The 25,700-nt window shown below is 73.8% G+C and carries 25 protein-coding genes and 7 tRNA genes; 18 read left to right on the forward strand and 14 right to left on the reverse strand.

Annotated elements, in window-relative coordinates; all coding sequences use genetic code 11:
* Window positions 1-35: 35 nt before the first annotated feature.
* Both cobA and ABD954_RS28170 read left to right on the forward strand, forming a co-directional pair.
* Window positions 36-1,277 carry a uroporphyrinogen-III C-methyltransferase gene (cobA, locus tag ABD954_RS28165; protein WP_345490190.1) on the forward strand — a complete coding sequence of 414 codons (1,242 nt, stop codon included), beginning with the start codon at window positions 36-38 and terminating at the stop codon, window positions 1,275-1,277.
* Window positions 1,278-1,352: 75 nt separating this feature from the next.
* Complete coding sequence (locus ABD954_RS28170) at window positions 1,353-2,171, forward strand: TrmH family RNA methyltransferase (protein ID WP_345490191.1); 819 nt, start codon at window positions 1,353-1,355, stop codon at window positions 2,169-2,171.
* 82 nt (window positions 2,172-2,253) lie between these two features.
* Here the strand turns inward: ABD954_RS28170 and ABD954_RS28175 are convergent, their stop codons facing one another.
* The gene (locus ABD954_RS28175; RefSeq protein ID WP_345490192.1) at window positions 2,254-3,477 is read right to left on the reverse strand and encodes a serine/threonine-protein kinase; all 1,224 of its coding nucleotides are present in this window, start codon (window positions 3,475-3,477) and stop codon (window positions 2,254-2,256) included.
* A 448-nt stretch (window positions 3,478-3,925) separates the two neighbouring features.
* On the opposite strand from ABD954_RS28175, the gene ABD954_RS28180 reads away from it, so the two are divergent.
* The 3 genes from ABD954_RS28180 to ABD954_RS28190 all read left to right on the forward strand — a co-directional run bounded on the left by ABD954_RS28180 (window position 3,926) and on the right by ABD954_RS28190 (window position 5,653).
* The gene (locus tag ABD954_RS28180) at window positions 3,926-4,093 is read left to right on the forward strand and encodes a hypothetical protein (RefSeq protein ID WP_345490193.1); all 168 of its coding nucleotides are present in this window, start codon (window positions 3,926-3,928) and stop codon (window positions 4,091-4,093) included.
* A gap of 219 nt (window positions 4,094-4,312) precedes the next feature.
* Window positions 4,313-5,344 (forward strand): phosphotransferase family protein, encoded by a 1,032-nt coding sequence (locus tag ABD954_RS28185; protein ID WP_382745584.1) that lies wholly within the window; start codon window positions 4,313-4,315, stop codon window positions 5,342-5,344.
* 39 nt (window positions 5,345-5,383) lie between these two features.
* The gene (locus tag ABD954_RS28190) at window positions 5,384-5,653 is read left to right on the forward strand and encodes a TFIIB-type zinc ribbon-containing protein (RefSeq protein WP_345490194.1); all 270 of its coding nucleotides are present in this window, start codon (window positions 5,384-5,386) and stop codon (window positions 5,651-5,653) included.
* 49 nt (window positions 5,654-5,702) lie between these two features.
* On the opposite strand, the gene ABD954_RS28195 is transcribed toward ABD954_RS28190, so the two are convergent.
* From ABD954_RS28195 to ABD954_RS28215, 5 genes are all read right to left on the reverse strand, one after another.
* Window positions 5,703-5,777: transfer RNA gene (locus ABD954_RS28195), tRNA-Val, on the reverse strand.
* 28 nt (window positions 5,778-5,805) lie between these two features.
* Window positions 5,806-5,877: transfer RNA gene (locus ABD954_RS28200), tRNA-Val, on the reverse strand.
* Window positions 5,878-5,912: 35 nt separating this feature from the next.
* Window positions 5,913-5,984, reverse strand: a tRNA-Val gene (locus tag ABD954_RS28205).
* A 1-nt stretch (window position 5,985) separates the two neighbouring features.
* A tRNA-Cys gene (locus ABD954_RS28210) sits at window positions 5,986-6,059 on the reverse strand.
* A 39-nt stretch (window positions 6,060-6,098) separates the two neighbouring features.
* Window positions 6,099-6,171, reverse strand: a tRNA-Gly gene (locus ABD954_RS28215).
* A 277-nt stretch (window positions 6,172-6,448) separates the two neighbouring features.
* Here ABD954_RS28215 and ABD954_RS28220 point away from each other — a divergent pair.
* From ABD954_RS28220 to ABD954_RS28230, 3 genes are all read left to right on the forward strand, one after another.
* Complete coding sequence (locus tag ABD954_RS28220; protein ID WP_345490195.1) at window positions 6,449-7,519, forward strand: chorismate-binding protein; 1,071 nt, start codon at window positions 6,449-6,451, stop codon at window positions 7,517-7,519.
* Window positions 7,516-8,346 carry an aminotransferase class IV gene (locus tag ABD954_RS28225; RefSeq protein ID WP_345490196.1) on the forward strand — a complete coding sequence of 277 codons (831 nt, stop codon included), beginning with the start codon at window positions 7,516-7,518 and terminating at the stop codon, window positions 8,344-8,346. Before ABD954_RS28220 ends, ABD954_RS28225 begins: the two co-directional genes overlap by 4 nt.
* Window positions 8,347-8,427: 81 nt before the next feature.
* Entirely contained in the window at window positions 8,428-9,264 is an 837-nt protein-coding gene (locus tag ABD954_RS28230; RefSeq protein WP_345490197.1) for a GNAT family N-acetyltransferase, read from the forward strand.
* A 102-nt stretch (window positions 9,265-9,366) separates the two neighbouring features.
* Here ABD954_RS28230 and ABD954_RS28235 read toward each other — a convergent pair whose 3' ends face one another.
* Complete coding sequence (locus ABD954_RS28235) at window positions 9,367-9,882, reverse strand: DsbA family protein (RefSeq protein ID WP_345490198.1); 516 nt, start codon at window positions 9,880-9,882, stop codon at window positions 9,367-9,369.
* 149 nt (window positions 9,883-10,031) lie between these two features.
* Here ABD954_RS28235 and ABD954_RS28240 point away from each other — a divergent pair, with 149 nt between their 5' ends.
* Both ABD954_RS28240 and ABD954_RS28245 read left to right on the forward strand, forming a co-directional pair.
* Window positions 10,032-10,460, forward strand: a complete 429-nt coding sequence (locus ABD954_RS28240) for a hypothetical protein (RefSeq protein WP_345490199.1) — start codon at window positions 10,032-10,034, stop codon at window positions 10,458-10,460.
* 110 nt (window positions 10,461-10,570) lie between these two features.
* On the forward strand, window positions 10,571-10,759 hold the full coding sequence (locus ABD954_RS28245) for a hypothetical protein (protein WP_345490200.1): 189 nt from the start codon (window positions 10,571-10,573) through the stop codon (window positions 10,757-10,759).
* A 13-nt stretch (window positions 10,760-10,772) separates the two neighbouring features.
* Here the strand turns inward: ABD954_RS28245 and ABD954_RS28250 are convergent, their stop codons facing one another.
* Both ABD954_RS28250 and ABD954_RS28255 read right to left on the reverse strand, forming a co-directional pair.
* Window positions 10,773-11,330: a CGNR zinc finger domain-containing protein gene (locus ABD954_RS28250; RefSeq protein WP_345490201.1), complete on the reverse strand. Its 558-nt coding sequence runs from the start codon at window positions 11,328-11,330 to the stop codon at window positions 10,773-10,775.
* Window positions 11,331-11,524: 194 nt separating this feature from the next.
* Window positions 11,525-11,938 (reverse strand): SsgA family sporulation/cell division regulator, encoded by a 414-nt coding sequence (locus ABD954_RS28255; RefSeq protein WP_015032345.1) that lies wholly within the window; start codon window positions 11,936-11,938, stop codon window positions 11,525-11,527.
* Window positions 11,939-12,128: 190 nt separating this feature from the next.
* On the opposite strand from ABD954_RS28255, the gene ABD954_RS28260 reads away from it, so the two are divergent.
* The gene (locus ABD954_RS28260) at window positions 12,129-12,575 is read left to right on the forward strand and encodes a TIGR02611 family protein (protein WP_345490202.1); all 447 of its coding nucleotides are present in this window, start codon (window positions 12,129-12,131) and stop codon (window positions 12,573-12,575) included.
* 54 nt (window positions 12,576-12,629) lie between these two features.
* Window positions 12,630-12,704 (forward strand) — tRNA-Val (locus ABD954_RS28265).
* Window positions 12,705-12,768: 64 nt separating this feature from the next.
* Here the strand turns inward: ABD954_RS28265 and ABD954_RS28270 are convergent.
* Complete coding sequence (locus ABD954_RS28270; RefSeq protein ID WP_345490203.1) at window positions 12,769-15,288, reverse strand: SCO7613 C-terminal domain-containing membrane protein; 2,520 nt, start codon at window positions 15,286-15,288, stop codon at window positions 12,769-12,771.
* 82 nt (window positions 15,289-15,370) lie between these two features.
* Between ABD954_RS28270 and ABD954_RS28275 the strand changes: the two genes are divergently transcribed.
* Window positions 15,371-15,847 carry an SRPBCC family protein gene (locus ABD954_RS28275; RefSeq protein ID WP_345490204.1) on the forward strand — a complete coding sequence of 159 codons (477 nt, stop codon included), beginning with the start codon at window positions 15,371-15,373 and terminating at the stop codon, window positions 15,845-15,847.
* Window positions 15,848-15,886: 39 nt separating this feature from the next.
* Window positions 15,887-15,958, forward strand: a tRNA-Val gene (locus ABD954_RS28280).
* 95 nt (window positions 15,959-16,053) lie between these two features.
* On the opposite strand, the gene ABD954_RS28285 is transcribed toward ABD954_RS28280, so the two are convergent.
* Window positions 16,054-16,782, reverse strand: coding sequence for a 3'-5' exonuclease (locus tag ABD954_RS28285; protein WP_345490205.1), 729 nt, complete (start codon window positions 16,780-16,782; stop codon window positions 16,054-16,056).
* Between the two features lie 120 nt (window positions 16,783-16,902).
* Between ABD954_RS28285 and ABD954_RS28290 the strand changes: the two genes are divergently transcribed.
* The 3 genes from ABD954_RS28290 (at window position 16,903) to thrS (ending at window position 20,941) form a co-directional block, all read left to right on the forward strand.
* The gene (locus ABD954_RS28290; protein WP_345490206.1) at window positions 16,903-17,520 is read left to right on the forward strand and encodes a DUF4365 domain-containing protein; all 618 of its coding nucleotides are present in this window, start codon (window positions 16,903-16,905) and stop codon (window positions 17,518-17,520) included.
* On the forward strand, window positions 17,520-18,875 hold the full coding sequence (locus ABD954_RS28295) for a hypothetical protein (RefSeq protein ID WP_345490207.1): 1,356 nt from the start codon (window positions 17,520-17,522) through the stop codon (window positions 18,873-18,875). Before ABD954_RS28290 ends, ABD954_RS28295 begins: the two co-directional genes overlap by 1 nt.
* An 89-nt stretch (window positions 18,876-18,964) precedes the next feature.
* Window positions 18,965-20,941, forward strand: coding sequence for a threonine--tRNA ligase (gene thrS / locus ABD954_RS28300; protein ID WP_345490208.1), 1,977 nt, complete (start codon window positions 18,965-18,967; stop codon window positions 20,939-20,941).
* Window positions 20,942-20,985: 44 nt separating this feature from the next.
* Here thrS and ABD954_RS28305 read toward each other — a convergent pair whose 3' ends face one another.
* On the reverse strand, window positions 20,986-21,663 hold the full coding sequence (locus ABD954_RS28305; RefSeq protein ID WP_382745586.1) for a potassium channel family protein: 678 nt from the start codon (window positions 21,661-21,663) through the stop codon (window positions 20,986-20,988).
* A gap of 65 nt (window positions 21,664-21,728) precedes the next feature.
* Between ABD954_RS28305 and ABD954_RS28310 the strand changes: the two genes are divergently transcribed.
* Window positions 21,729-22,292, forward strand: coding sequence for an HIT family protein (locus ABD954_RS28310; RefSeq protein WP_345490209.1), 564 nt, complete (start codon window positions 21,729-21,731; stop codon window positions 22,290-22,292).
* Window positions 22,293-22,309: 17 nt separating this feature from the next.
* On the opposite strand, the gene ABD954_RS28315 is transcribed toward ABD954_RS28310, so the two are convergent.
* Complete coding sequence (locus ABD954_RS28315) at window positions 22,310-23,710, reverse strand: signaling protein (RefSeq protein ID WP_345490210.1); 1,401 nt, start codon at window positions 23,708-23,710, stop codon at window positions 22,310-22,312.
* 243 nt (window positions 23,711-23,953) lie between these two features.
* Window positions 23,954-25,612, reverse strand: a complete 1,659-nt coding sequence (locus tag ABD954_RS28320; protein ID WP_345490211.1) for a hypothetical protein — start codon at window positions 25,610-25,612, stop codon at window positions 23,954-23,956.
* Window positions 25,613-25,700: the final 88 nt, after the last annotated feature.

The raw sequence follows: 25,700 nt of genomic DNA on the forward strand, positions 1-25,700 counted from the left end.
GCACACACCGCCCCTTCAGAGGAGCCGCCCGCACCATGGCCGAGCACGCCGTCCCCGCCGAGCACCCCGCCTACCCCGTCGGACTGCGCCTCGCCGGCCGCCGCGTCGTCGTGTTCGGCGGCGGCCAGGTCGCCCAGCGCCGGCTCCCGGCCCTCATCGCGGCGGGAGCGTCGGTCACCCTGATCTCCCCCTCCGCCACGCCGTCCGTGGACGCGATGGCCGAGGCCGGGGAGATCACCTGGATCAAGCGCCGTTACGAGGAAGGGGACCTGGCCGACGCCTGGTACGCCCTCGTCGCGACCACCGACCCGGTGGCGAACGCCGCCATCTCCGCCGAGGCCGAGCGGACCCGCACCTGGTGCGTGCGCTCCGACGACGCCGAGGCGGCCACGGCCTGGACGCCGGCCACCGGCCACAGCGAGGGCGTGACCGTCGCGGTCCTCACGGGCCACGACCCGCGCCGCTCGGCGGCCGTCCGGGACGTCGTCGTCGAGGGCCTCCGCGACGGCTCGATCACGGCTCCCTCCCACCGCTCCCGCACCCCGTTCGTCGCCCTGGTCGGCGGCGGCCCGGGGGACCCGGACCTCATCACCGTCCGGGGCCGCCGGCTCCTCGCCGAGGCGGACGTCGTCATCGCGGACCGCCTGGGCCCGCGCGACCTGCTCTCGGAGCTCCCTCCGCACGTGGAGGTGATCGACGCGGCGAAGATCCCGTACGGCCGTTTCATGGCCCAGGAGGCCATCAACAACGCGCTGATCGAGCACGCCAAGCGGGGCAGGTCCGTCGTCCGCCTCAAGGGTGGCGACCCGTTCGTCTTCGGCCGCGGCATGGAGGAGGCCCAGGCGTTGGCCGCCGAGGGCATCGCCTGCACCGTGGTGCCGGGCATCTCCAGCTCGATCTCGGTGCCGGGTGCCGCCGGGATCCCCGTCACGCACCGCGGTGTGGCGCACGAGTTCACGGTGGTCAGCGGCCACGTGGCCCCGGACGACCCGCGTTCCCTGGTGGACTGGGCTTCCCTGGCGAAGCTCACCGGGACCCTGGTCGTCCTGATGGGCGTCGACAAGATCGGAAAGATCGCGGAGGCGCTGATCGCCCACGGCAAGTCGCCGGACACGCCCCTGGCCCTGGTCCAGGAGGGCACCACGGCCACCCAGCGCCGCGTCGACGCGACGCTGGCGACGGTCGCCGAGACCGTGAAGGCCGAGGAGGTCCGCCCGCCGGCGGTCATCGTCATCGGCGACGTGGTGCACGAGGGCCCCGACAAGCTGGTGAAGTAACCCACCGGCCCCGCCCCGCCACCTCACCCCCGCCCGAGCATGGGCATCACCCCCCGGACAAGGCAGTATCACCCCGTGGCCGAACTCATCACGATCGACGACCCCGACGACCCGCGTCTGCGCGACTACACCGGTCTGACCGATGTCGAGCTGCGCCGCAGACGCGAGCCCGCCGAGGGACTGTTCATCGCCGAGGGCGAGAAGGTGATCCGCCGCGCGAGGCAGGCGGGGTACGAGATGCGGTCGATGCTGCTGTCGGCCAAGTGGGTCGACGCGATGCGGGACGTGATCGACGAGGTCCCGGCCCCGGTGTACGCGGTGCAGCCCGACCTCGCCGAGCGGGTCACGGGCTATCACGTGCACCGCGGCGCCCTGGCGTCGATGCAGCGCAAACCGCTGCCGGACGCCACGGAACTGCTCGGCTCGGCCCGCCGGGTCGCGGTGATGGAGTCGGTGAACGACCACACCAACATCGGCGCGATCTTCCGCAGTGCGGCCGCTCTCGGCATGGACGCCGTGCTGCTCTCCCCGGACTGCGCCGATCCGCTCTACCGCCGGTCGGTGAAGGTGTCGATGGGTGCGGTGTTCTCGGTCCCGTACTCCCGTCTGGAGACCTGGCCGCGCGGTCTGGAGGCCGTACGGGAGGCGGGCTTCAAGGTCCTCGCGCTGACCCCTGCGGAGCGGGCCACCTCCATCGACGAGGCCGCTCCGCACCGGCTCGACCGGGTCGCGCTGATGCTGGGCGCGGAGGGCGAGGGCCTGTCGACGCAGGCGCTGCGCGCGGCGGACGAGTGGGTGCGCATTCCGATGGCGCACGGGGTCGACTCGCTGAACGTGGGCGCGGCGGCGGCCGTGGCGTTCTACGCGGTCACGAGCGGCCGCCCGCAGCCGTAGTTCCGGCCGTAGCTCCGGCCCGCGACGGCCCCGGCCGGAGCACCGGCTCGGACCGGAGAGCCGGCGCCGACCGGCTCCGCCGTCATCCCTGGATCGCCTGCGCCGCGGCGATGCCCAGCGCGACGACGAGCGTCACGACGACGAAGACGAACAGCCGCTGACGCAGCAGCCGCGGATTGGCCGGCCGGAGCCCCGTGGACGTGGTCCGCGCCCCCGGCCGGGTGCCGGGCCGCGACTTGGGAGCACGGGAGCCCCCGCCCGTACGGGGCCCCGACGGCCGGGACGCGGACGGCCGGGCACCGGAGGGACGCCCGTGCCCCCCGGTGGGCCGGTCACCGGCACCGCCCTCGCCCGCACCCCGCTCACCGGGCCGCCCGCCGGACCGCTCCGTGGAACGTTCGGTGTAGCGCTCGGTGGGCCGCAGGGTGCTGCGTTCCTCGACGCGTTCCCGCTGGCCGGGCGGCCGGGTGGCGGCGGGGAGCCCCTGGGCCTCGCGTGCGGCGATCTCCTTGAGCCGCATCGACAGCTGGAGGGTGCTGGGGCGTTCCTCGGGGTCCTTGGCCAGGCAGGCCCGGACGAGCGGGGCGAGCGCGTCGGGTACGCCGTGGAGCTGCGGCTCCTCGTGGACGACGCGGTAGAGCATGACCTCCGAGCTGCCGTGGCCGAACGGGGAGTCGCCCATGGCCGCGTACGCCAGGGTGGCCCCCAGCGAGAAGACGTCGGTGGCGGGGGTGACGGCCGCGCCCCGGACCTGCTCGGGCGCGAGGAAGCCCGGGGAGCCCACGGCGGTGCCGACGTGGGTGAGGGTGCTGGCGCCGGTGGCCCAGGCGATCCCGAAGTCGATGATCCGGGGGCCCTTGGGGGAGAGCAGGATGTTGGACGGCTTGAGGTCCCGGTGCACGACGCCGGCCTCGTGCACGGCCACCAGCCCCTCGGAGAGGGCGGCGCCGATGGCGGCGACGTCGGCGGCCCGCAGGGGGCCCTCCTCGGCGACGCGGTCGTGCAGGGAGGGGCCGGGCACGTACTGGGTGGCGAACCAGGGACGCTCGGCCTCGAGGTCGGCGGCGACGAGCCGGGCGGTGCAGCCGCCGCGGATCCGCCGGGCGGCGGAGACCTCGCGGGCGAACCGGGAGCGGAACTCCTGGTCCTCGGCGAGGTCGGGCCGGATCACCTTGAGCGCCACGCGCTGTCCGCGCCGGTCGGAGCCGAGATACACGACTCCCATGCCGCCGGCTCCCAGCCTGCGGTGGAGCCGGAACGACCCGACGATCCGCGGGTCCTCGCGCCGGAGCCGCATCATCGCCATGTCCGTCCCCTCGTCCGTTCGACGTGGCACAGCTTACGTACCGCCGCCCCGGCGTGCTCACAGGCCGCGCCCTCGCGGCCGCTTCGATTGTCAGTGCTGAGGGGCACACTTGAGGCCCGGTCAGCCCGTGCGGTCGTCAACACCCCTTCGTACCAGGGTGGTTGGCCTGTGGCCCCCGTGACACCCCGTGGCCGGGCGGCAAACGTGAGCGACGTCACGCGACGTCGGCGGACCCCTCCGGGAAGACCCTCATTCCGACGGAGCCGTCTCCACCCAGGGGAGTACGCCGGGCGGACGGCCGTCATCCTCCGGGAGGCCCGGAAGTCGGTACGCGGGCATGACGTCCGGGCGGCCGTCGCTGCCTAGATTTGAGGTCGAGCGGCGGGTGCAGCACTCGTCCCCCGAGGTCACCGCACCCGCCGCGTCCAGACACGACAGGAGAGGAACCATGGCGTACCCGGCCCCGCGGATGAACCCCCGCCCTTCCGGCCGCCGCCACCCGCTGGTGGCGACCGCCATGGTCCTCCCTCTCGCGACCCTGCTCGTGGTCGTCTTCGGCGGCTGGGAAGCGGTGGTCACACAGGCGTCGTCCGTGGGCGTGATGCTGGGGCGCTGAGCGGCGCCCCGGACCCGGGAGAGCGGCCCGGGTCGGGGACATCCGGCCTTCAGCCCCGTGGGGACGGGGGTGCGGCGGACGGCAGCGTGCGGCCGGTCAGCTGGGGAGCTGACCGGCCCTCGCGCTTTTCCGGAACGGGTGCGGCCGCGCCACCGGGCCCGAAGCGGTGCGAGGCCACCGGGCCCCAAACGGTTCCGGGCCGCCGCGTAGGCTCCCGGCGTGGACGACACCGCGCTCCGGGAGCTGCACGCCCTCGCCCGCGCCGCCGCGCACCCGCTCGGCACGGCCGCCGTGACCGACGCGACCGAGGGGGCCGGGACGGCCGGCCGGCCGTGTGCCTGCCCCGTCTCCCTCCTCGCGGACCGGGACGACGGCACCGTGGTCCGGCACGGGGGAGTGGTCCTGAAGGCGCACGCGCCGGACAGCGACGCGGCGGAGCTGCGGGCGCGCGTCGCGCTGGCGGGCCTGCCGGCCCTGGAGGGTGTCCTGCTGCCGCCCGTACCCGGGCCCCGGGCCCTGCCGGACGGGCGCGAGGCCCTTGCGGACGGGCGCCCGCTGACGGTCTGGCCCTTCGGGGTGCCGGTCGACCCGGAGGTTCCGGACGCGGCGCCCTGGGAGGAGGCGGGCCGGCTGCTGGCCCTGCTGCACCGGACTCCGGCGCCGCCCGGCCTGCCGCCGATGCGGGCGCGGGTGAAGGTGGGGCTGGCGGTTGCGCGGATGCGCCGTACGGCTCCGGACCATCCGGCCGCGGCCACGGTGCTGCGCGCCTGGGCGACCCTTCCGGCCCGGGACCCGGACGAGGACCGCCGGGAGCTGTGCCACGGCGACTTCCACCTCGGCCAGCTCGTGCGGCCGGGCGGTGGCCCGTACTGGCGGCTGATCGACGTGGACGACCTGGGCATCGGCGACCCGGCCTGGGACCTGGCCCGTCCCGCGGCGTGGTTCGCGGCCGGGCTGCTGCCGCCGGAGGTCTGGTCGCGTTTCCTCGGCGCGTACGAGGCGGCCGGCGGCCCGGCGACGAGGACGGGCCCGGCGGTCACCGGTCCGGCGGGCACCGCCGCCCGGCCGGACGGTCCCTGGGCGCGGCTCGACGTGCCCGCCCGCGCCCTGACGGTGCAGACCGCCGCTCTCGCCGTGGCGAAGTCGACCGCGGAGGGGCGGCCGCTGGACGAGGTGGAGGACGTGATGATCGACACGTGCGCCCGCATAGCCTCGGTCCGAACCGAGTTGGCTCCGCCGGCGTCCCCGTAGGGTGAGAGTCCCATTCGAAGGCAGGGAGTTGATTCCAGCATGCAGTGTCCCAAGTGCCATGCGCCCATGCACACCTACAACCGCAACGGTGTCCAGATCGAGCAGTGCAGCGGTTGCCGCGGCATCTTCCTGGACTACGGCGAGCTGGAGGCCCTGACCCGCCTGGAGGCGCAGTGGGCTCAGCCGGCCCCGCCCGCTCCGCCGGCCTACCCGGCGCAGCCCGCCGCTCCGGCCTGGGGCGCCCCGCACCACGGCGGCCACCACGGCCACCGTCCCCGTGGCTTCGGACGCATGCTCTTCTCCTCCTGAGCGCACGACGAAGCCCCCGGCCGCGAGGAGCGGCCGGGGGCTTCGTGTGTGGTGCGCGATACTGGGATTGAACCAGTGACCTCTTCCGTGTCAGGGAAGCGCTCTCCCGCTGAGCTAATCGCGCGGGACACCCGAGGGGTGCGGGTACTGCGTGCGCGATACTGGGATTGAACCAGTGACCTCTTCCGTGTCAGGGAAGCGCTCTCCCGCTGAGCTAATCGCGCGGGGGATCCGAGGATCCGGGGACCCGAGGGTCCAGTGGACGATACTGGGATTGAACCAGTGACCTCTTCCGTGTCAGGGAAGCGCTCTCCCGCTGAGCTAATCGTCCTTGGAGGTGGAGACGGGATTTGAACCCGTGTAGACGGCTTTGCAGGCCGTTGCCTCGCCTCTCGGCCACTCCACCCGGAGTGATTACGGGGGTTCGGGAAGATCCCCCACATCGAGCGGACGACGAGATTCGAACTCGCGACCCTCACCTTGGCAAGGTGATGCTCTACCAACTGAGCCACGTCCGCTTGTCGTTTCCGTTTCGCTTGCGCGTCCCGGCGACGTGTTGAACTCTAGCGGATTCCTGGGCCAGTACAAAAACGCGTTTCCGCAGCGTGCTGACCTGCGCCCCCTCCAGGGGGTCCGGGAGCGTCCGCGTGGCGTTCACTCCGTGTGTTCCCCGGGTGGCACCCAGCGGCCCCTCCTGACCCACGGCCCGGGCCGCGCCGGCCGGCGTCACGGTCGCGGCCACGGGCGGATCACGGCCCCCGCCCCGCCCGGCCCGGCGCCCCTAGACTCGCAAGGGTGCACACCCTCGCTCCTCTGGCCCGCTTCGGCGGCCTCCTCGCCACCGACCTCAGGGACGTCACCCATGATCCCGAGGCGCTGGACTCCGCCGGCTTCTGGGCCGTCTGCGCGGACTTCGAGGGCCGTCTCACCTGCGCCCGCTTCGGCGACGTACGGCCCGACCCCGTTCCCGCGCCCGTCCCCGGCGCCTGGCACGGCCCCGCGGCCGGCGACTGGACGTCCTCCCTCGACCGCGCCGCGTACACCGCCGGCGTGCGCCGCGTGCGCGAGCACATCGCGCGCGGGGAGGTCTACCAGGCCAACCTCTGCCGCGTGCTGTCCGCGCCGCTGCCCGACCCGGCCCGCGCCGACGTCGACGCGCTGACCGCCCTCCTGGCCCGGGGCAACCCCGCCCCGTACGCCGGAACGATCCGCCTGCCCGCGCACGGCGTGGAGATCGCCACCGCCTCGCCCGAGCTCTATCTGCGGCGCACGGGCGGCACGGTCGAGTCCGGCCCGATCAAGGGCACCGGCCGGACCGCCGAGGACCTGCTGGAGAAGGACCACGCCGAGAACGTGATGATCGTGGACCTCGTGCGCAACGACCTGGGCCGGGTCTGCGCCACCGGGTCGGTCACCGTGCCCGAGCTCTGCGCCGTCGAACCGCACCCGGGGCTCGTGCACCTGGTCTCCACCGTCCGCGGCGAGCTCCGCGAGGACGCCGGCTGGGGCGAGCTGCTCGCCGCGACCTTCCCGCCCGGCTCCGTGACCGGCGCCCCGAAGTCCAGCGCCCTGCGGATCATCGACGCCCTGGAGACCGCCCCGCGCGGTCCCTACTGCGGCGGCATCGGCTGGGTCGACGCCGACCGGCGCACCGCCGAGCTGGCCGTCGGCATACGCACCTTCTGGATCGACCGCCCGGAGGGCGTGCTGCGCTTCGGCACCGGCGCGGGGATCACCTGGGGCTCCGATCCGGAGCGCGAGTGGGCGGAGACCGAACTGAAGGCCGCCCGCCTGGTCGCGATAGCGTCGGGCGGGTACGAGGCGAGCGGCGCGTACGAGGCGAGCGGAAAGGCCATATCTCGATGAAACTCTGGGTCAACGGCGGACTGCACGAGGCCGGGACGGCTCTGGTCTCCGTCCTGGACCACGGTCTGACGGTCGGCGACGGCGTCTTCGAGACGGTCAAGGCCGAGCGCGGCGAAACGTTTGCTCTCACTCTCCACCTGGAGCGGCTCACCCGCTCCGCCCGGGGCCTGGGCCTGCCCGACCCCGACCTCGACGAGGTCCGCCGCGCCTGCGCCGCCGTGCTCGCGGCCAACCCGATGGAGCTCGGCCGCCTGCGCATCACGTACACCGGCGGTCTGTCGCCGCTCGGCTCCGAGCGCGGCGACGCGGGCCCCAGCCTGGTCGTGGCGCTCGGCGAGACCGGCCGGCGCCCCGATTCCACGGCCGTGATCACCGTCCCGTGGACCCGCAACGAACGCGGCGCGCTCACCGGACTGAAGACCACCTCGTACGCGGAGAACGTCGTCGCCCTCGCCAGGGCCCGCGAGCACGGCGCCTCGGAGGCCCTGTTCGGCAACACGGCCGGCCGGCTCTGCGAGGGCACCGGCTCCAACGTCTTCGTGGTGGTCGACGGCCGGATCCTCACCCCGCCCGTCTCCTCCGGCTGCCTCGCGGGCATCACCCGCGCCCTCGCCGTGGAGTGGACCGGCGCGGAGGAGGCCGACCTTCCGCTGGACGTCCTGGAGAGCGCCGACGAGATCTTCCTGACCTCCACCCTGCGTGACGTCCAGGCGGTGCACCGGGTGGACGGCCGGGAGCTCGCCGCGGCGCCGGGCCCGGTCACGGCCAAGGCCATGCGGGTCTTCGACGAGCGGGCGGCCCGGGACCGCGACCCGCGGCTCGCCTGACCGCACCCGGCCCCGCCCTCCGCCAGGATCCTCGCGGAATCCGGATGACGGACCCGGGCGGCGGCGGGTAGAACACGGGTGATGACCACCACCCTGCGGCCGTCCGAGCCGCTTCAGCAGTCCGCCGACGGCGGCCGTTCGCGCACGTACGACATCTGCGTGAACAGCCGCCGGGTCGGCTCCGTCCGCCTCGCCACCGATCCGTCCTTCGGCCCCCGGTCGGCGGTCATCGAGGGGCTACGGGTCGACGAGCCGGACCGCGGCCGGGGCCGGGGCACGGTGGCGGCGCTCGCCGCCGAGGAGGTGCTGCGGGACTGGGGCTGCCGGCAGGTGCAGGTCTCCGTGCCCGCGGACGCGGAGGCGGCGCTGCGGCTGGTGCGCTCGCTCGGCTACACCGAGCGCAGCCGGAACATGGTCAAGGAGCTGCCGGAGCGGCCCCCCGCCCTGCCGTCCGGTCTGGAGGTCCGCCCGATGACCGAGGCGGAGTTCGCCGGGTGGGAGGCGGAGGCGAGGGAGGCGTTCGCCCAGAGCTGGATCAGCCGGGGCGTCCCGGAGGACCAGGCCCGCGCCAAGGCGGACGCGAGCCACCGGGAGCTGCTGCCGCAGGGGCTCGCCACCCCGGGCACGGCGGTCAGCGTGGCGGTCGTGGACGGCCGGGTGGTCGGCCGGGTGTGGACGGGCGTCCGCGAGCTGGAGCCGGGGGTCGGCGGCGGCTATGTGTACGACGTCGAGGTCGTCGAGGAGCACCGGGGCAAGGGCTACGGGCGGGCCCTGATGCTCCTTGCCGAGGGCGTCGTGCTCGGAGCCGGGGAGCGCCTGCTCGGACTGCACGTCTTCGCGGGCAACACCCCGGCGATCCGGCTCTACGAGTCCCTGGGATACCGCACCACGCACATCAACAGCTTCAAGCCGCTGTAGGCCCGGGTCGCGGGCCGGTGCGCGCCGGCCGCGGGCGGTGTTCGCCGGGGCACGCGCCTCAAGGCCCCCTGCGGCCCCGGCCGGCGGCCCCGGCCGCGGGTCCTAGGCGCCGGCGAGCAGCCGGTCGGCGATCTCCTCGATGCGGGCGCGCAGGCCGTCCTGGCTCTGGCCGCCGTCGAGCCGCTCGCCGCCGATGACGTAGGTGGGAGTTCCGGTGACCTTGACGGCCTTGCCCTCGGCCTCGTCCGCGTCGACGGTCAGCAGGTGCCGGCCGTCGATCAGGGCGGTGTCGAACTCCTCGGCGTCCAGGCCCAGTTCGCGGGCCACCTCCAGGAGCACCGGCTCGCCGCGCTCGCCGAGCTCCTCGGTCCTGGCGAGCAGCGCCTCCGCGTACGCCCAGCCCCTGCCCTGCGCGAAGGCCTCCTCGGCGGCCTGGGCGGCGGCGTAGGCGTGCTTGTGCTTGGCCAGCGGGAAGTGGCGCAGCTGGACGTCGACGCGCTCGCCGTACTTCTCGCGCAGCGCGCGGACGTCGTCGAGGGCCTTGAAGCAGTCGGGGCACTGCAGGTCGAACCAGGCCTCCAGGACGACGGGGGAGGCGGGGGTGGTGGACTCACTCATGGGAAGAGTCTCCCATCCGGGTCCCGCACCCTCTCGCGGTCCTCGGGGGCGACCCGGAGATCTCCCTGATCCGCTCCGCGGGGCATGGCCGCGCGCGGGCGGCGCGGTGCACGATGGAAGGGACGTGCCACACGGACCAGGAGGACCGCATGCTCGCCGAGACCATTTGCTCCGCGGTGTCCGCGGCGGGCCTGGGCATCGCCGCCATCACGGCCTGGCGCAGGCGGTTCATGACCGCGGCCAGGATCGCCGCCTACGCGCTGGTGCCGCTGGGCCTGGTGCTGACGGGTGCGGTCGAGTGGCTGGCCCGTACGGCCTTCAGCCCGGTCGCCTGGGCCGGCTTCGGTGTCCTCGGCGCCGCCTGGCTGCTGTTCGCGTCGACGCGGGCGGTCGAGCGGCGCCGCGCGGGGCGGAAGGAGACGGCCGTGACCGAGGGCCGGCAGGCCGTGGCGCCGGCCGCGCCGACGCTGCCCTCCGGGGCCGGGCGGCAGGGGCCGAGCGCGAAGCCGCGGGCCGGCGCGGCCGCCGCCGACGACTTCAGCGACATCGAGGCCATTCTGAAGAAGCACGGAATATGACCGCTTCTGTTCCTTCTCGTTCCGTGCCGCCACGGGATGGGATGAACGACCTCTGAGGCGGGGCGTGTTGCGGATCCGTGGCGCCCCGGGTGCGCCATCATCCCCCCGAGATGCTGGATACCTCGCGAGACCCCGTTCCCGCCCCCGCCCCGGGCGCCGCTCCCGCCCCCGCCCCTTCCGGGGCCGACGAGCCGCGCGGCTGCCTGTTCGCGCTCTCCCAGCCGCCGCTCATGATCTTCCTGGCGGTGATCGGCGGGCTGCTGCTCATGGCCGCCGTCCACGACCTGTTCCTGCTGTGAGCCGCCGGGCCGGTCAGCCGGCGGCCTCCTTGCGGCGCGCCCGGTACGCGGCCACGTGCAGACGGTTGCCGCAGGTGCGGCTGTCGCAGTAGCGCCGCGAGCGGTTGCGCGAGAGGTCGACGAAGGCGCGGCCGCAGTCCGGGGCCTCGCAGCGCCGCAGCCGCTCCTGCTCGCCGGCGACGACGATGAAGGCGAGCGCCATGCCGCAGTCGGCGGCCAGGTGGTCGGCGACCGAGGCGCCCGGCGCGAAGTAGTGCACGTGCCAGTCGTAGCCGTCGTGGTCGGTGAGCTGGGGCGTGGTGCCCGCCGCGGCGACCAGCTGGTTGATCAGCGTGGCGGCGATCCGGGCGTCGGGGGCGGAGAAGACGGCCGTGAACCGGTCCCGTACGTCCCGCACCGCCCGCAGGTCCTCGGCGCCGAGCTCGCCCACGTCGCTGATCTTGTGCGCGTGGACGAAGGACTGCAGAGCCTGGAGGTCCCCGAGCTCGTCGTCGCGGTCGCCCTGGGGGGCGGTGTTCACCAGATCGACGACGGTGTCGAGGGCGATCCGGGTGTCGTGAGGGATCAGCACGATTCGCTCCCTGGCCGGCTGCGGGCGGGCGCCCGCGCAATTGCGCTGACTCTAGCGCGACCCGGAAACGGGCATCGGCGCCTCACACCGCGCCGGCTGCGCGGTGTGAGGCGCCGAAGGAAGGCGTATGGGGCTCCCCGCGCGGCGCCGTCTCCCCGAGTCGGACGGCGCCGTGCGGCGGCTCTCGGTCTGGCTCAGCTGTCGGCCAGGATGTGGGAGAGCTCCGTGTCGAGGTCGAAGTGCCGGTGCTCGGTGCCCGGTGGCACGGCGGCGTCGGTCCGCTTGAGGAACGACTCCAGGGCCCTCGCCGGGGCCTCGAGCAGGGCTTCGCCCTCGGGAGAGCTCAGTGCGATGCAGACGACGCCCTGACCGTGGCTGCGCGACGGCCAGACTCGGACGTCGCCGGTGCCGGTGGGCCGGTGCAGCCCCTCGGCGAGAAGGTCGCGGGCGAAAACCCATTCGACCGTCTCCTCGGCTCCGGTGTGGAAGGTGGCGTGCACGGCATACGGATCGGCCGTGTCATACCGCAGGCCCGCGGGTACAGGCAGTGAGGACTCGCTCGACACAACGAGGCGCAGGTGCAGCTCGCAGCTGACCGTGGTGTTCATAAGCGCCAGGGCCTTTCGCTCAGTGTGCGCTCGGGGATTCGCACGTCGGCGAAATCGACATGCCACCTACGGTGCCGTTGTAAACCCCTCTGTCTGTTTTGTGATCGTTCAGGTAGCTCGTATGGACGCGTGTGACTTTGGGTAATACCTCCATTCCGGCGGTCGGCGCCAGGTCCGGTAAGTTGGGCCCATGCATGCGGAGAGTGACGAGCGCGCCGGACAGTCCGCGGCCGGCGGGGGAAGCGGCGCCGAGCAGCCCGAGGAGACCCCGCTGGGTTCACGGGCCCCGGAGTTCATCAAGGCCCGCCGGACCCTGCACCTGAGCTGGCAGGTCGGCGTCTTCATCGTCGGACTGGCCGTGGTCGGCGCCGGCATCGTGATGCTGCCCCTGCCCGGCCCCGGCTGGCTGGTGATCTTCGCCGGCATGGCGATCTGGGCCACCGAGTTCGTCTGGGCCCAGCTGGTGCTGCGCTGGACCAAGCGGAAGGTCACCGAAGCCGCCCAGCGCGCCCTCGACCCCAAGGTCCGGCGCCGGAACCTCGTCCTCACCACGATCGGCCTGGTGATCACCGCCGTGCTCCTGGGCGTCTACCTGTGGAAGTTCGGCTTCGTCATGCCGTGGAAGATCGACCGCTGAACCGAACGCGGTTCTGGCCCCCCGCTGACATGGGGTAATGTTTGCGGTGCGCCCGGGCGATTAGCTCAGTGGGAGAGCGCTTCGTTCACACCGAAGAGGTCACTGGTTCGAACCCAGTATCGCCCACCACCCGGACCGAGGGCCCGGAGACGACACCGTCTCCGGGCCCTCGGCGTCCCACCGCCCGGCCGCCTCAGCGCATCCGTCCGAGACGTTCCCGCAGCCGCCGCGCGTCGCGCAGCCGCTGCTCGTACGTGGCCCCCACCGCGAGCAGCAGCAGACCCGCCAGGGCCGGCGGCAGCCAGCGCGGCAGCGCACCCACCACCTGCACCACGTACGGCGCCAGCTCGTGCAGTCCGTCCAGCGCCAGCACCGCCCCGCCGAGCAGCAGCAGCGCCTGCAGCCGGAACCGCGCGCCCAGCAGCGTCACCCCGAGCGCCGCGAGCCCCAGCAGCAACGGCCGCACCCAGGACGGGTCGACCCACGCCGCGAGCAGGCTCGGCACCAGCGTCGCCGCCAGACCCGGCCCGTACGCCGCCCAGGACGAGGCCCCCGGGTCGCGGCGCCGCCGCAGCACACCCACCACCAGCGCGGGGACGGTCACCGGCAGCGTGTACGCCTCCGGCGTCGTCACCTCCCACACCGCGAGCCGCACCCACGTGGCCAGCAGGAACAGCGCCGCCGCCACCCACGAGGCCACCGCCCGCCGCTCCGGCCGCATGGCGGTCGCCGCCGCGACCACACCGCCGAGCGCCAGCGCCAGAGCGAGCAGCGCGGGCCGCCCCGCCGTCAGGCCCAGGGCGCACAGCCCCACGGCCGCGCCCGTGCCCTCGACCGCCACGGCCACCGGATGCCGTCGCAGCCGCGCACCGGCCAGGGCGGTCGCCGCGGGCACGGCGAGCAGCACCAGGCCGCCCACCGCCGCACCCAGAGGTGCGGCCGCCGCCCCGGCCGCCACCAGGCCGGCCGCCGCGAGCACCGCGCCCACGGCACCGGTGAGCCGCCGCCCTCCGGTGCCGAGCACCGCGACCGCGCCGAACAGGACGGCCAGCACACCCAGCACCCCGAACGTCGCCGCCCGGGTGTCCAGGCCGAGCGCCACCGCCCCGGCCGCGGACCCCAGCGCCAGCCCGTACGCCAGCCACCCCACGGCCCCCTCCGGCGCCACGCGCCGGATCGCGGTCGCCCGCGGGCGAGGTGCCCACCCCGGCCGGGCCCCACCCCTCACGGTCGCCGTCTCGGCCCGCGCCGCCTCACCGGTCCCGTCGGGCGCCGCCTTCCCGGCCGGCAGACCCCGGGTCAGCAGCGCCGGGCGCACGGCGAGCGCCAGGCCCGCCGCCACCGTCACCAGCTGGAGCACGGGCGTCACCGCGTACGGCAGGCCCAGCGACACCGGCAGGGCGGTGAGCACCGCCCAGACGAGCCCCAGGGCACCGCAGCGGGCCCACAGGCGCGGCACCACCGCCAGGACGAAGGCCGTGAGCAGCGGCACCAGCGGGGCGGTCGCCGGATACCCGGTCAGGACCGGCTCGCCGTGCGCCCCCGACCAGACGGCCGTCGTCCGCGCCAGCGGCCCGAGGAGCCCCGCCACCACCGGCGGCAGCGCCCACGCCACCCCGAGCGCCAGCACCCCGCCACCCGCCGCGGCGAGGCCGTGCCGCATGCCCCGCGACGGTACGAACCGGCCGCCGGAAGGAGCCGCCCCGGCCGCGCCCCGGCCCCACAGCGCCACCGCCGCCACGGCCACCGCGCACAGGGCGTAGCCCGGCACCGTCCAGGCGTCGGCCGACAGCGGCCGCAGCACACCGCCCGCGGCGGCGATGACCGCCACACCGGCGACGGCGGCCGACGCGACGGCGGACGGAACGTGGCGGGCCGCGAGCAGGAGCAGGACCGCCGCGGTCGCGAGGAGCAGCGGGACGGCCCGGACCGGGCCGGTGACGGAGAGGGCCAGACCGGTCAGCAGGGCCCAGCCGCCGAGGGCCGCCGCGCCCGTGCCGGCGGTCACCCGCACGGGCAGCCCCCCGGTCCGCAGGACCAGCACCAGGTCGAGCACCGCGGTGACCAGGGCCGCCCACGCGAAGGCGAGCACACCGCCGCCGGCCGCCGGTACCGCCAGGGGCAGCGGCAGCTGGGCGGCGACCACGGCCGCCGGCAGCGGGACCCGCAGCCGGGGGAGCGCCGAGCCGTACGAGGCCCACGCCGCCGCGAGGACGGCCGAGGCCACCGCCGCGTACGCCGTACCGTCCGTGTCCGGCAGCGCCACGCGGTGCAGCGCGTAGGCGTCGAGGAGCGTCAGGACCAGACCGAGCGCGGCCACCGACTCCGCCGTGGACACCAGACCGCGGCGCAGCAGCGCGACGGGGGCGAGCAGCGCGGCCGAGGTCACCGCGGCCAGCACGGCCGCCCGGCCGCCGATGCCCATCGTGCCCCAGCTCACCAGCGTGAAGACGAGCGCGGCGACGGTCAGCAGCACCCCGCCCAGGGTCAGCAGCACGTTCTGGGTGCTGCGCGGCGTCGCCTCGGGCCGGGGCGGCACCCGCGGCGGCACGGGGAACGGCGCCGGCGCGGCCTGCGGCGGGCCCGCCTGCGGGTACAGCACCCGCAGCAGCCAGTCCCGGCGGACCAGCAACTGGGCCCGCCGGGCGTCGAGTCGGGCCAGTTCACGGTCGACGAGCACCAGCTCTTCCGCGGGAGGCAGGGAGGAGTCCATAGGCGGAGTGTGGCGCCGGGCACACCGGGAGGGGATGCGCACGCGTACTCAGATCCGTCTCTGAGTAGCGCAGACTGGGGCCATGGACTGGTGCCGCTACCGCTTCCGCAGCATTTGGCGTCTCGCCGCCCCGCCCGACGCCGTCTACGCGGTCCTGGAGCGCGCCGAGGACTACCCGCGCTGGTGGCCCCAGGTCCGCGAGGTCCGGCCCCTCGACGACACCACCGGCACCGCCCGTTTCCGCTCCCTCCTCCCGTACGACCTCGTCGTCACCGTCGGCGCCCGCCGCCGCGACCCCGCGGCCGGGATCCTGGAGATCGCGCTCGGCGGCGACCTGGAGGGCTGGGCCCGCTGGACGCTCACCGCCCTGCCCGGCGGCAGCGGCACCCGCGCCCTGTACGAGCAGGAGGTCGAGGTCCAGAACCCCCTGATGCGCGCGCTCGCCGTCCCGGGCCGCCCGTTCTTCCGGGTCAACCACGCCCTGATGATGCGCGGCGGCCGTCGCGGCCTCGCCGCCCGCCTGGGCGGCGGGACGTCCCGCGGGTCGCGGCCGGTTTGAACGAAGCCCCGTGAGCCCTGTATGGTTCAACCCGTTCCCGGGCGATTAGCTCAGCGGGAGAGCACTTCGTTCACACCGAAGGGGTCACTGGTTCGATCCCAGTATCGCCCACCGGGAGAGGCCGGTCTGTCACACGACGGACCGGCCTCAGCCGTTTCCGGGCAGGCTCGCGCCGGCCCGACGGCCCCGCCGGCCGCAGGGGCGGGTCAGGCCGCCGTACGCCACTCCGGACGCAGCGGCCACGCCGGGTCCACCGCCTCCGGGGTGCCCTGGCGGGCGAACCACGCCTGCAGGCCGCGCGCCTGCGCCGCGTGCCACACCGCCTGGAGCGTGTGCAGTTCGGCCGGTGACAGCCGGTCGAGCCGCGAGGCGTACCGTCGCCCCACCGCCCGCACGACGTCCATCGCCGCCTGGGCGTCCGCCGCCGCGTCGTGGGCGCCGTCCAGCACCACCTCGTACTCCTCGCACAGGTCCGTCAGCGTCCGCCGGCCCTTGCGGTAGCGGTCCAGGTGCTTGTCCAGGACCCGCGGGTCGAGCACGCACAGCGCGACGTGCTCCAGATAGCGGCTCAGCGAGGAGGCGCGGTGGCGGCGCAGCTCGCGGTCCAGGATCGTCAGGTCGAAGGGCGCGTTCATCACCACCAACGGCCGTCCCATGGCGCTCTGTTCGGCTATCGCGCGGCCGAGCTCCTCCATCACCGGCGACGGCCATCGCCCGTTGCGCTGGAGGTGATCGTCCGTCAGTCCGTGGACGGCGGTGGCCTCCGGCGGCACCGGCACGCCCGGGTTCACCAGCCAGCGCGTCACGCGCGGGCGCATGCCCGCCGCGTCCTGGACGACGAGGGCGGCGGACACGATCCGGTCCTCCTCGACGTCGACTCCCGTGGTCTCCGTGTCGAAAGCGGCCAGGGGCCCCTCGTACCAGTGCGTCGTCATCCCCGAACTCCTCGCACGTGCGCGGCAGATGGCCAACCCCCTGCCCGAATCGTTGATACCCGGGCTGTTTGCCCCGTACGCGGACCGGTGACAACACAAGGGACGGGGAAGGAAATTGACATGGCGCTCGCCCAGCCCGAATCGGGAGGGCTGCCGCCTCAGCGCGCAGCACCGCTTCGCGGTTCACTCGCCACCACCGCCTGCATGGAGACCCTTCAGGTCGGCTACCTCCACGCGGTCGCGGCGGCGGCGGGCTGCTCGCTGTCGCAGCCGTTTCCGGACAACGGCATCGACTGGCACGTGAGCCACAGCGCTCCCGGCCACACCATCGACGACGAAGTGACCATCAAGGTGCAGCTGAAGTGCACCTACCAGATACCGCCGCGCTCGCCGGAAGCCGATTCCGGGCCCGGTTCCCGCCCCGGCTCCCGCGCCGGGCCGGGCTCGGGAGCGTTCTCCTTCACGCTCGACAACGAGCACCTGGTCAAGCTCGCGCGGACCCCGGTGGCGGTCCACAAGATCCTGGTCGTGATGCTCGTGCCGCGCGACCGGGAGGACTGGCTGCGGGCCGGGCACGACCGCCTCGACCTGCGGCACTGCTGCTACTGGATCAACCTGGCGGGCCACCCGGTCACGGGACGGCGCAGGACCACCGTGCGCATCCCGACGACACGGATCTTCGACGACCGGGCGCTGTGCGAGATCATGGCCCGGGTCGGCGAGGGAGGGAGACCCTGATGCACCGGCCGACCGACGAACCCGAGAACGGGGCGGGCCACGGCTCCGCCCCCATGCATCCGCTCAGCCACCCGCGGCCACGCCCGCAACCCCACCCGGCCCCCGGCGAGTTCCCCGGCCACTGGACCGGCGTGCCCGCCGCCCCCGCCGGGCCGTGGGCCGACGCCGGGGAGACCCCCGACCCCGGCCGCGTCGACCCGCGCGTCCTCGGCGCGCTCCTCGCCCGGCACGGCTGGCGGCGCCGCGGCGGCGCGACCGGCCGCTACAGCCGCTGGTCGCCGCCCGGCCCCGAGGCGGGCAGCCGCCACACCAGCCTCCTCGTACCGGAGAGCCGCGCCTTCCCCGACAGCGAGGACCTGCTCGGCGAGGCGCTCACCGCCCTCGCCCGCTGCCCGGCGCCGTCCGCCCGCGAGGTCCTCACCGGGCTCACCGTCCCCAGTGACGAGATCCGCTGGTGGCGCGACGTGCCCCCCGGCCCGGCCGGCGCCGTGCCCTGGCCCGTCCAGGAACAGCTCAGGACCGCCGCCCGCGGCGTGCTGCTCGCCGGCGCCCTCGCCGTGCGCGGCCGGGCCGGCTACCACGGGGCCCGCAACCGCAGACGCGCCCAGGCGTCCCTGGACAGCGTCGTCGTCGGAGCCGCCCCCGGCGGACGCGGCCTGACCGCCTTCCTGCCCGTCGGCCCGGGCCGGCCCGTCGCCGTCCGGCTCTACCACGCGCTGTACGCGGCCCGGGAGGCCGTCGACTACCAGCGGGCGACCGGCGGCATGGACGCCTTCGACACCGCCGTCGAGGCCGGGGTGAGCCGCGAGCTCACCGAGGCCCTGGTCGCCCTCGTCCGCGGCACGGAGGGCGCCGGCATCGCCCTGGAGTGGTCCCCGGCCGCCGGCCCGCCCGAGGGCTGCGCCGCCCGGCCCGAGCCCGTCGAGTTCTCGCCCGGCGACCTGCCGGCCCTGCGCGCCGCGGGCGCCCGCTATCTGACCGGCGAGCCCTCGGTACCGGTCCGGATCACCGGCGCCGTCGTCCGCATGCGCCGCTCCGGCCCGCGCGGCGGGGGCACGGTACGGCTGCGGGTGCTGGCCGGTGCCGAGGTGGGGCACGTCCGGGTCGGCCTCGACGAGGAGGCGTACCGCACCGCGGGCCACGCCCACCTCGTCGGCCTGCCGATCCGGGTCGTCGGCCGCCTGGAGAGCCGGGGCGGCTTCCGCCGCCTGACCGACGCCGTCGACGTCGTACCGGTACAGGTGGACGAGGCGGTGCGGGACCGGCTGATGAAGTCGCTCCAGGAGGACCTGGAGCTGTTCGAGGAGGCGTGCGGCCCGGGCGAGGACCGCGGGCCGGACGCGGCCCCCGGGTAGGATCAAGGTCTGCGCGGCACCTCGTCTCTGTCGCGCACCGCCGGCGCCGGCACCTCGTGTCTGCCTGCGCCCCTATGTATGGAGCACCCGTGTCTGAAGTCCGTGTGACCGTCCAGTCCGCCTCGGGACCAGAGGAGAGGACGGTGAGCGCGGGCACCACGGCCGGCGCCCTGTTCGCCGACGACCGCACCGTCATCGCCGCCCGTGTCGCGGGTGAGCTGAAGGACCTGTCGTACGAGCTCGCCGAGGGCGACGTCGTCGAGGGCGTCGAGATCTCCTCCGAGGACGGCCTGAACATCCTGCGCCACTCCACCGCGCACGTGATGGCCCAGGCCGTGCAGGAGCTGTTCCCCGAGGCCAAGCTGGGCATCGGCCCGCCGGTCCGGGACGGCTTCTACTACGACTTCGACGTCGAGAAGCCGTTCACGCCCGAGGATCTCAAGGCCATCGAGAAGAAGATGCAGGAGATCCAGAAGCGCGGCCAGCGCTTCGCCCGCCGTGTCGTCACGGACGAGGAGGCCCGCGAGGAGCTCAGCTCCGAGCCGTACAAGCTGGAGCTCATCGGCATCAAGGGCGCCGCGTCGACCGACGACGGCGCGAACGTCGAGGTGGGCGGCGGCGAGCTGACCATCTACGACAACCTGGACGCCAAGACCGGCGAGCTGTGCTGGAAGGACCTCTGCCGCGGTCCCCACCTGCCCACCACCCGCAACATCCCGGCCTTCAAGCTGATGCGCAACGCCGCCGCGTACTGGCGCGGCAGCGAGAAGAACCCGATGCTCCAGCGCATCTACGGCACCGCGTGGCCGTCGAAGGACGAGCTGAAGGCCCACCTCGACTTCCTCGCCGAGGCCGAGAAGCGCGACCACCGCAAGCTGGGCAACGAGCTCGACCTGTTCTCCGTCCCGGACGAGATCGGCTCCGGCCTCGCCGTCTTCCACCCCAAGGGCGGCATCGTCCGCCGGGTGATGGAGGACTACTCGCGCCGCCGGCACGAGGAGGAGGGCTACGAGTTCGTCTACACGCCGCACGCCACCAAGGGCAAGCTCTTCGAGAAGTCCGGCCACCTCGACTGGTACGCCGAGGGCATGTACCCGCCCATGCAGCTCGACGAGGGCGTGGACTACTACCTCAAGCCCATGAACTGCCCGATGCACAACCTGATCTTCGACGCCCGCGGGCGCTCCTACCGTGAGCTGCCGCTGCGCCTGTTCGAGTTCGGCACCGTGTACCGGTACGAGAAGTCCGGCGTCGTCCACGGCCTGACCCGGGCCCGCGGCTTCACCCAGGACGACGCGCACATCTACTGCACCCGCGAGCAGATGGCGGACGAGCTCGACAAGACGCTCACCTTCGTCCTGAACCTGCTGCGCGACTACGGCCTGACCGACTTCTACCTGGAGCTGTCCACCAAGGACCCGGAGAAGTACGTCGGCTCCGACGAGGTGTGGGAGGAGGCCACCGCCGTCCTCCAGCAGGTCGCCGAGAAGCAGGGCCTGCCGCTGACCCCCGACCCGGGCGGCGCCGCGTTCTACGGCCCGAAGATCTCCGTGCAGGCGCGCGACGCCATCGGCCGCACCTGGCAGATGTCGACCGTGCAGCTCGACTTCAACCTGCCGGAGCGCTTCGACCTGGAGTACACCGCGCCGGACGGCACCAAGCAGCGCCCGGTCATGATCCACCGCGCGCTGTTCGGCTCGATCGAGCGCTTCTTCGCGGTGCTCCTCGAGCACTACGCGGGCGCGTTCCCGGCCTGGCTGGCCCCGGTGCAGGCGACCGGCATCCCGATCGGCGACGCGCACGTCGACTACCTCCAGGAGTTCGCCGCCAAGGCGAAGAGGCAGGGGCTGCGCGTGGAGGTCGACGCCTCCTCGGACCGGATGCAGAAGAAGATCCGCAACGCGCAGAAGCAGAAGGTCCCGTTCATGATCATCGCCGGTGACGAGGACATGGCCAACGGCGCCGTCTCCTTCCGCTACCGCGACGGCTCGCAGGAGAACGGCGTCCCGGTCGACGAGGCCATCGCCAAGATCGCCAAGATCGTCGAGGACCGCGTCCAGGTCTGACCGCCCGCCCTCCGGCTCCGCCGCCGGTGACCTGACGGACGGACTCAGGAGGCCCCCGGGGAACCCCCCGGGGGCCTCCCCCCGTCCCCGTGGTCGAAGCGCTGGATCAGCCACGACGAGAACGAGCCGGTCACGGCGCCGAGCAGGGCGAGCCCGCCGCCCATGAGGCCCACGGCGACCACCCGCCCCACGGGCGTCACCGGGGCCACGTCCCCGTAACCGACCGTCGCCAGCGTCGCGCAGGTCCACCACACCGAGTCGCCGAAGGTGCGGATCGTCGCGCCCGGCGCCCCGTGCTCGTGGTGGTAGACGGTCAGCGCCCCCGCGAACCCGAGGAGCGCCACCGACAGACCGGCGTAGGCCATCACCCGGGCGTACAGGCTCAGCCGCGCCCCGTCGCGACGGCGCTGCACCCGGTCGTACGCCGTGACGATCCGCAGGGGCCGCAGCAGCGGCAGGACGAGGACGACGGTGTCCAGCGGATGCCGGCGCACGAACCGCAGCGGGCCGAGACCGCTCAGCCGCATCCGCACCGCGTAGTCCACCGCGAAGAGCGCCCAGGCGGCGCAGGTGATCGCGAGACACAGGTCCTGCCCGTCCGGGGACAGGCCGCGGGCCAGCACCCGGACCGCATAGCCGCCGAGGTACGCCAGGGACGCCACCGCGAGCGGTGTCTCCATCCGCTGTTCCCAGCGCTGCCGCTCCGGCGCTCGCTCACTCACCGGATCAGGATGGCCCCCGCACGGATCTTCCGCCCCGGCGACACGATCCGAACGGGCGAAGCCATATGCTGCTCAGCATGACGACTGAGCCGGAGCAGCAGATCGGAGTGGGGACGCAGGACGCGTTCCAGCGCCTGTGGACGCCTCACCGGATGGCGTACATCCAGGGCGAGAACAAGCCGACCGGGCCGGGTGCCGAGGACGGCTGTCCCTTCTGCACGATCCCGTCGAAGTCGGACGAGGACGGTCTGGTGATCGCGCGCGGCACGCACGTGTACGCGGTGCTCAACCTCTACCCGTACAACGGCGGGCACCTGATGGTGGTCCCGTACCGCCATGTCGCCGACTACACGGACCTCGACGCGGCCGAGACCGAGGAGCTCGCGGAGTTCACCAAGCGCGCCATGGTCGCGCTGCGGTCCGCCTCCGGTGCGCACGGCTTCAACATCGGGATGAACCAGGGCACGGTGGCGGGTGCCGGGATCGCGGCCCATCTGCACCAGCACATCGTGCCGCGCTGGGGCGGCGACACCAACTTCATGCCGGTGGTCGGCCACACCAAGGTGCTGCCGCAACTCCTCGCCGACACCCGCAGGATGCTGGCCGACGCCTGGCCGGCCGGCATCTGATCCGGTGACGCGGGCTCTCAGCTGGTGAAGTAACCGGCGTCGAGTCCGATCCAGCCGGTGAACGAGCGCTGGTCGTACACGCGCAGCGAGCCGTCGGTGAGGACCTCCCAGCGGACGGTGAAGGAGCCGGAGACCCCGGAGCCGGTGGTCTGGCCGACCATGCCCTGCGTCCGGTTCGGGCGGATGTGCGGCGGGAGGACGAGGACGGTCTCGCCGTTGGTCCACGGGGCGCCGTCGGTGCGGGCCAGCCGGAGGTGGAGGTCGATGCGATTGCCGAGCTGGCGGTACTGCGGGACGTAGTTGTCGGAGTTGGGGGCGTAGACCGCGGTGTTGTAGTCCAGGGCGGTCCACGGCACGTGGTCGCCGGTGCCGTCGGTGGTGCTGGTGATGCCGTAGAGAGCCATCTGGCGTGGTCCTGGTTCCTGTGTGGCGAAGCCGAAGACGAGCTGCGGTCCGGCGGGCGTCGGACGCACGGCGATGGCTTCGGTCTCGCGGTGGGAGAGGTCGAGGGCGGTGGCGTTGAAGGTTCGCTCGATCATCCGCCCGGTGGTGACGTCGTAGACGTTCCACCACGCATTGCCCGGTCGCGGGTTCGTGGCGCTGTAGGCGCTGCCCTCGTTCTGATAGACGAGGTCCCCGTACAGGCACCACGCCTGGGTGCGGTAGCAGGCCGGGAAGTCGTACAGCGCGGTGAAGGCGCGGCGCTTGAAGGCGTCGAGTTCGTAGACGCGGTACTCCTCCGCTCCGGGCGGCCCGTGCCGCACCCCGATGCGGCCGTGTGCGACGTCCAGGGACGGGGTGACGCGGGAGGAGCCCGGGACCGGGTCGAAGACGTCGATCCGGTCGCTGCCCGCGTCGACGACGGCGTCCGCGGTGAACGGGACCCGGCCCACGCGCTTGCCGTAGGCGAAGCCGCTCGCGACGGGGTCCGCGTCGGTCTCCAGCCAGAGCCAGGGACGGCCGTCGACGTGCTCGACGCCGAGACCGCCGCCGTGACCGACCCCCCTCAGGTACATGACGGCCCGGACCGTGCCTTCGGGAGTGACCTCGTTGACGCACAGGTCTCCCCGGCGCTCGCGGTCGACGCCGGGCACGGCGGCGGGCTCGTCGGCCAGCCGGCGACCGTCGCTGATGAGCTGGGTCACGTAGGCGAGGCCGGTCACCGGATCGAAGGCGACCTGCTGGTGCACCCTGCCCTGCTTGAGTCGTACCTCGCCGCCGAACAGATCGACGGGCGCGGCCCGCAGGTCGAACCGGTGCCGCGCGTTCCAGGGCAGGCCGCCGGCCGGTGCGCTGTCGGCGACCGGGGCGGCGGCCGCGAGCGGAGCCGGCGGGGCCGCCGCGGCCGGTGCTCCGGCGGAAGCCAGGACCGGGGTCGCGGCCATGGCGGTCAGGACGGTGCGGCGGCTCAGCGACATGACGCGGGGCCCTCGCCGTCAGGCCGCGACGGCGCGACGCGCACGGACCGCCCCGCGGAACCGAGGCGGACGGCCCCGGCGCCGGCGTCGCGGGCCGCTCTCGACGAGCGGCACGGTATGCGGGCGTGACGGAGATTCATCAGGTGCGGGCCCCCCTCTTCACGATCATCTTCTGGGCGCCGTCATCCTCGCACGGTGAGGGGGGCGTGGCGCGCCGGTGATCCGGGGACCGGAGAGCAGGTCCTAGGCGTCGTACACGTCTGCCTTCCTCGGACCCGCCTCCTGGACGCCGCCGCTGAGGACCAGCGAGCGGTTGGTGAAGCGCTCGGTGTCCACGTTGTGATCGTCGAGGACCCGGATGGTGGCGGCGTGGACCGCGCGCAGCACCGGGGTCGCCGCGCGGATCGCGTCGTCGGCCATGAAGCGGTTCTTCCACGGCGGGCTCGCCCAGGGGTGGCGCAGTCCGAACGGCTCGGGCAGCACGAGCTTCCCGCCGAGGAAGTCCAGGACCGGCGGGAACCAGGTGAGCGGCGCCCGCACGGCCTGGCGCACCACGTCGTCCGTGTCCGTCAGGGGCAGCTTGATCTCCTTGGTCTCCCAGAACCTGACGGTCTTGGAGACCTCCTTCGTCTTCGCCGCCGGCTTGGTGGTGAACAGGCCGTGGACCGGGCCGAGGGCGTGGCCGGTGACCTCGACGCGCAGCGTGCGGTGGAGCGAGGTGACCGTCACCATCATCGTCAGGACCAACTGCCCGTCCCACAGCGTGAACTGGACGCCCAGATAGTGCCGGTTGCCCGCGCCGAACTGCTGGTCGTTGCAGATGCGCTGTATCTCGTGCGGCTTCACCTGGAAGGCGACGATGTTCTCGCCCTCGGGCCGCGCGACCTCGTCGGCGCCCTCGCCGACCGGCGAGACGATCCAGTGCCTGACGGTCGGCTTGGGGAAGCCGGTCTTCAGCGAACCGCGTTCGAGCAGCGTCAGCTCGGTGTGGATCTGGCGGACGACGTCCCAGGCACGGAAGTCGTGGATCTCCTTGCCCTCGCGCGGGACCAGCTCCTCGGCGAGGGCCCAGCTGCCCCAGCGCGTCCCCATGCCCAGTATTCCCTTGGGCCCGGCGTAGAAGACGATGTTGGACTGCTGCTCCGCGGTCAGCTTCTGCAGGTTGAGACGCAGCTCCTCGGCGGTCTTCTCGGTGGGGTCCTTCGGCACGGCCTGGGGGACCGCCGCACCGATCCCACCGCCGCTGAGCAGCGCCGTCCAGCGCTCGCGCAGCACCTGGGCGGTGTTCTCGCAGATCCGGCGGGCCAGGAACCAGCCGGCCACCGGGGCCACGAGCATGGCGCGCAGGTAGTTCGGCAGCACGCCGTCGAAGGGCAGCTTCAGCAGGAACAGCAGGGCGATGAACCCGGCCGCGATCATCAGGGCCGTGCCGATGGCACTGGTGCGCTTGTTCTCGGAGCCGGCGGCCAGCCGGCGCAGCTGGATCACGCCGAGCCAGAGCAGCAGCCCCGGCAGGAACAGCACGCCGAAGACCAGGGTCACCAGCGTGAGCTTCACATCGCGCTGCTTGCGGATGCCGGTGGCCGCCAGGCAGTGCTCGACCACCGGCTGGGGGTCGGCGCCGAAGGACTGGATGAGCGGCTTGCGGGCGCCGCCGAGCATGCGGACCTGCACCGCGCGGGAGAACGCCTCACCGAGATCGGGCCGGAAGAGCTTCTGCCACTTGCCCGGCTTCACCGTCGACTTGTGCAGGTCGTTGTTGGCCTTGAGGATCTCCTCGACCGGGCTGTCGCGGTACGCGACGGAGGCGAGGGCGGCGGTCGCCGCCGTCTGCGCGTCCGAGCCCTGCAGGGGAACCTGCGCCCCGGGTCCGAAACTGCCGATCGTCACTGCCGCCCCCATCGCCACGGTTTCCCTGTGCGGGCTGTTCCCAACTGCCGCGCCCCGCACACCTTCTGAGCTGGGCACCACAGCGTAACCGGGTGGCGAC

The sequence above is a fragment of the Streptomyces roseoviridis genome, from assembly GCF_039535235.1.
Lineage (GTDB): Bacteria > Actinomycetota > Actinomycetes > Streptomycetales > Streptomycetaceae > Streptomyces > Streptomyces roseoviridis.

Coding starts and splice junctions, on each gene's coding strand:
- ABD954_RS28320 (WP_345490211.1), bottom strand. CDS start 25,612: ATGGGGGCGGCAGTGACGATCGGCAGTTTCGGACCCGGGGCGCAGGTT.
- ABD954_RS28295 (WP_345490207.1), top strand. CDS start 17,520: ATGCACCGGCCGACCGACGAACCCGAGAACGGGGCGGGCCACGGCTCC.
- ABD954_RS28245 (WP_345490200.1), top strand. CDS start 10,571: ATGCTGGATACCTCGCGAGACCCCGTTCCCGCCCCCGCCCCGGGCGCC.
- ABD954_RS28235 (WP_345490198.1), bottom strand. CDS start 9,882: ATGAGTGAGTCCACCACCCCCGCCTCCCCCGTCGTCCTGGAGGCCTGG.
- ABD954_RS28290 (WP_345490206.1), top strand. CDS start 16,903: ATGGCGCTCGCCCAGCCCGAATCGGGAGGGCTGCCGCCTCAGCGCGCA.
- ABD954_RS28230 (WP_345490197.1), top strand. CDS start 8,428: ATGACCACCACCCTGCGGCCGTCCGAGCCGCTTCAGCAGTCCGCCGAC.
- ABD954_RS28255 (WP_015032345.1), bottom strand. CDS start 11,938: ATGAACACCACGGTCAGCTGCGAGCTGCACCTGCGCCTCGTTGTGTCG.
- ABD954_RS28180 (WP_345490193.1), top strand. CDS start 3,926: ATGGCGTACCCGGCCCCGCGGATGAACCCCCGCCCTTCCGGCCGCCGC.
- ABD954_RS28275 (WP_345490204.1), top strand. CDS start 15,371: ATGGACTGGTGCCGCTACCGCTTCCGCAGCATTTGGCGTCTCGCCGCC.
- ABD954_RS28310 (WP_345490209.1), top strand. CDS start 21,729: ATGCTGCTCAGCATGACGACTGAGCCGGAGCAGCAGATCGGAGTGGGG.
- ABD954_RS28285 (WP_345490205.1), bottom strand. CDS start 16,782: ATGACGACGCACTGGTACGAGGGGCCCCTGGCCGCTTTCGACACGGAG.
- ABD954_RS28225 (WP_345490196.1), top strand. CDS start 7,516: ATGAAACTCTGGGTCAACGGCGGACTGCACGAGGCCGGGACGGCTCTG.
- ABD954_RS28240 (WP_345490199.1), top strand. CDS start 10,032: ATGCTCGCCGAGACCATTTGCTCCGCGGTGTCCGCGGCGGGCCTGGGC.
- ABD954_RS28190 (WP_345490194.1), top strand. CDS start 5,384: ATGCAGTGTCCCAAGTGCCATGCGCCCATGCACACCTACAACCGCAAC.
- ABD954_RS28270 (WP_345490203.1), bottom strand. CDS start 15,288: ATGGACTCCTCCCTGCCTCCCGCGGAAGAGCTGGTGCTCGTCGACCGT.
- ABD954_RS28175 (WP_345490192.1), bottom strand. CDS start 3,477: ATGGCGATGATGCGGCTCCGGCGCGAGGACCCGCGGATCGTCGGGTCG.
- ABD954_RS28315 (WP_345490210.1), bottom strand. CDS start 23,710: ATGTCGCTGAGCCGCCGCACCGTCCTGACCGCCATGGCCGCGACCCCG.
- ABD954_RS28260 (WP_345490202.1), top strand. CDS start 12,129: ATGCATGCGGAGAGTGACGAGCGCGCCGGACAGTCCGCGGCCGGCGGG.
- cobA (WP_345490190.1), top strand. CDS start 36: ATGGCCGAGCACGCCGTCCCCGCCGAGCACCCCGCCTACCCCGTCGGA.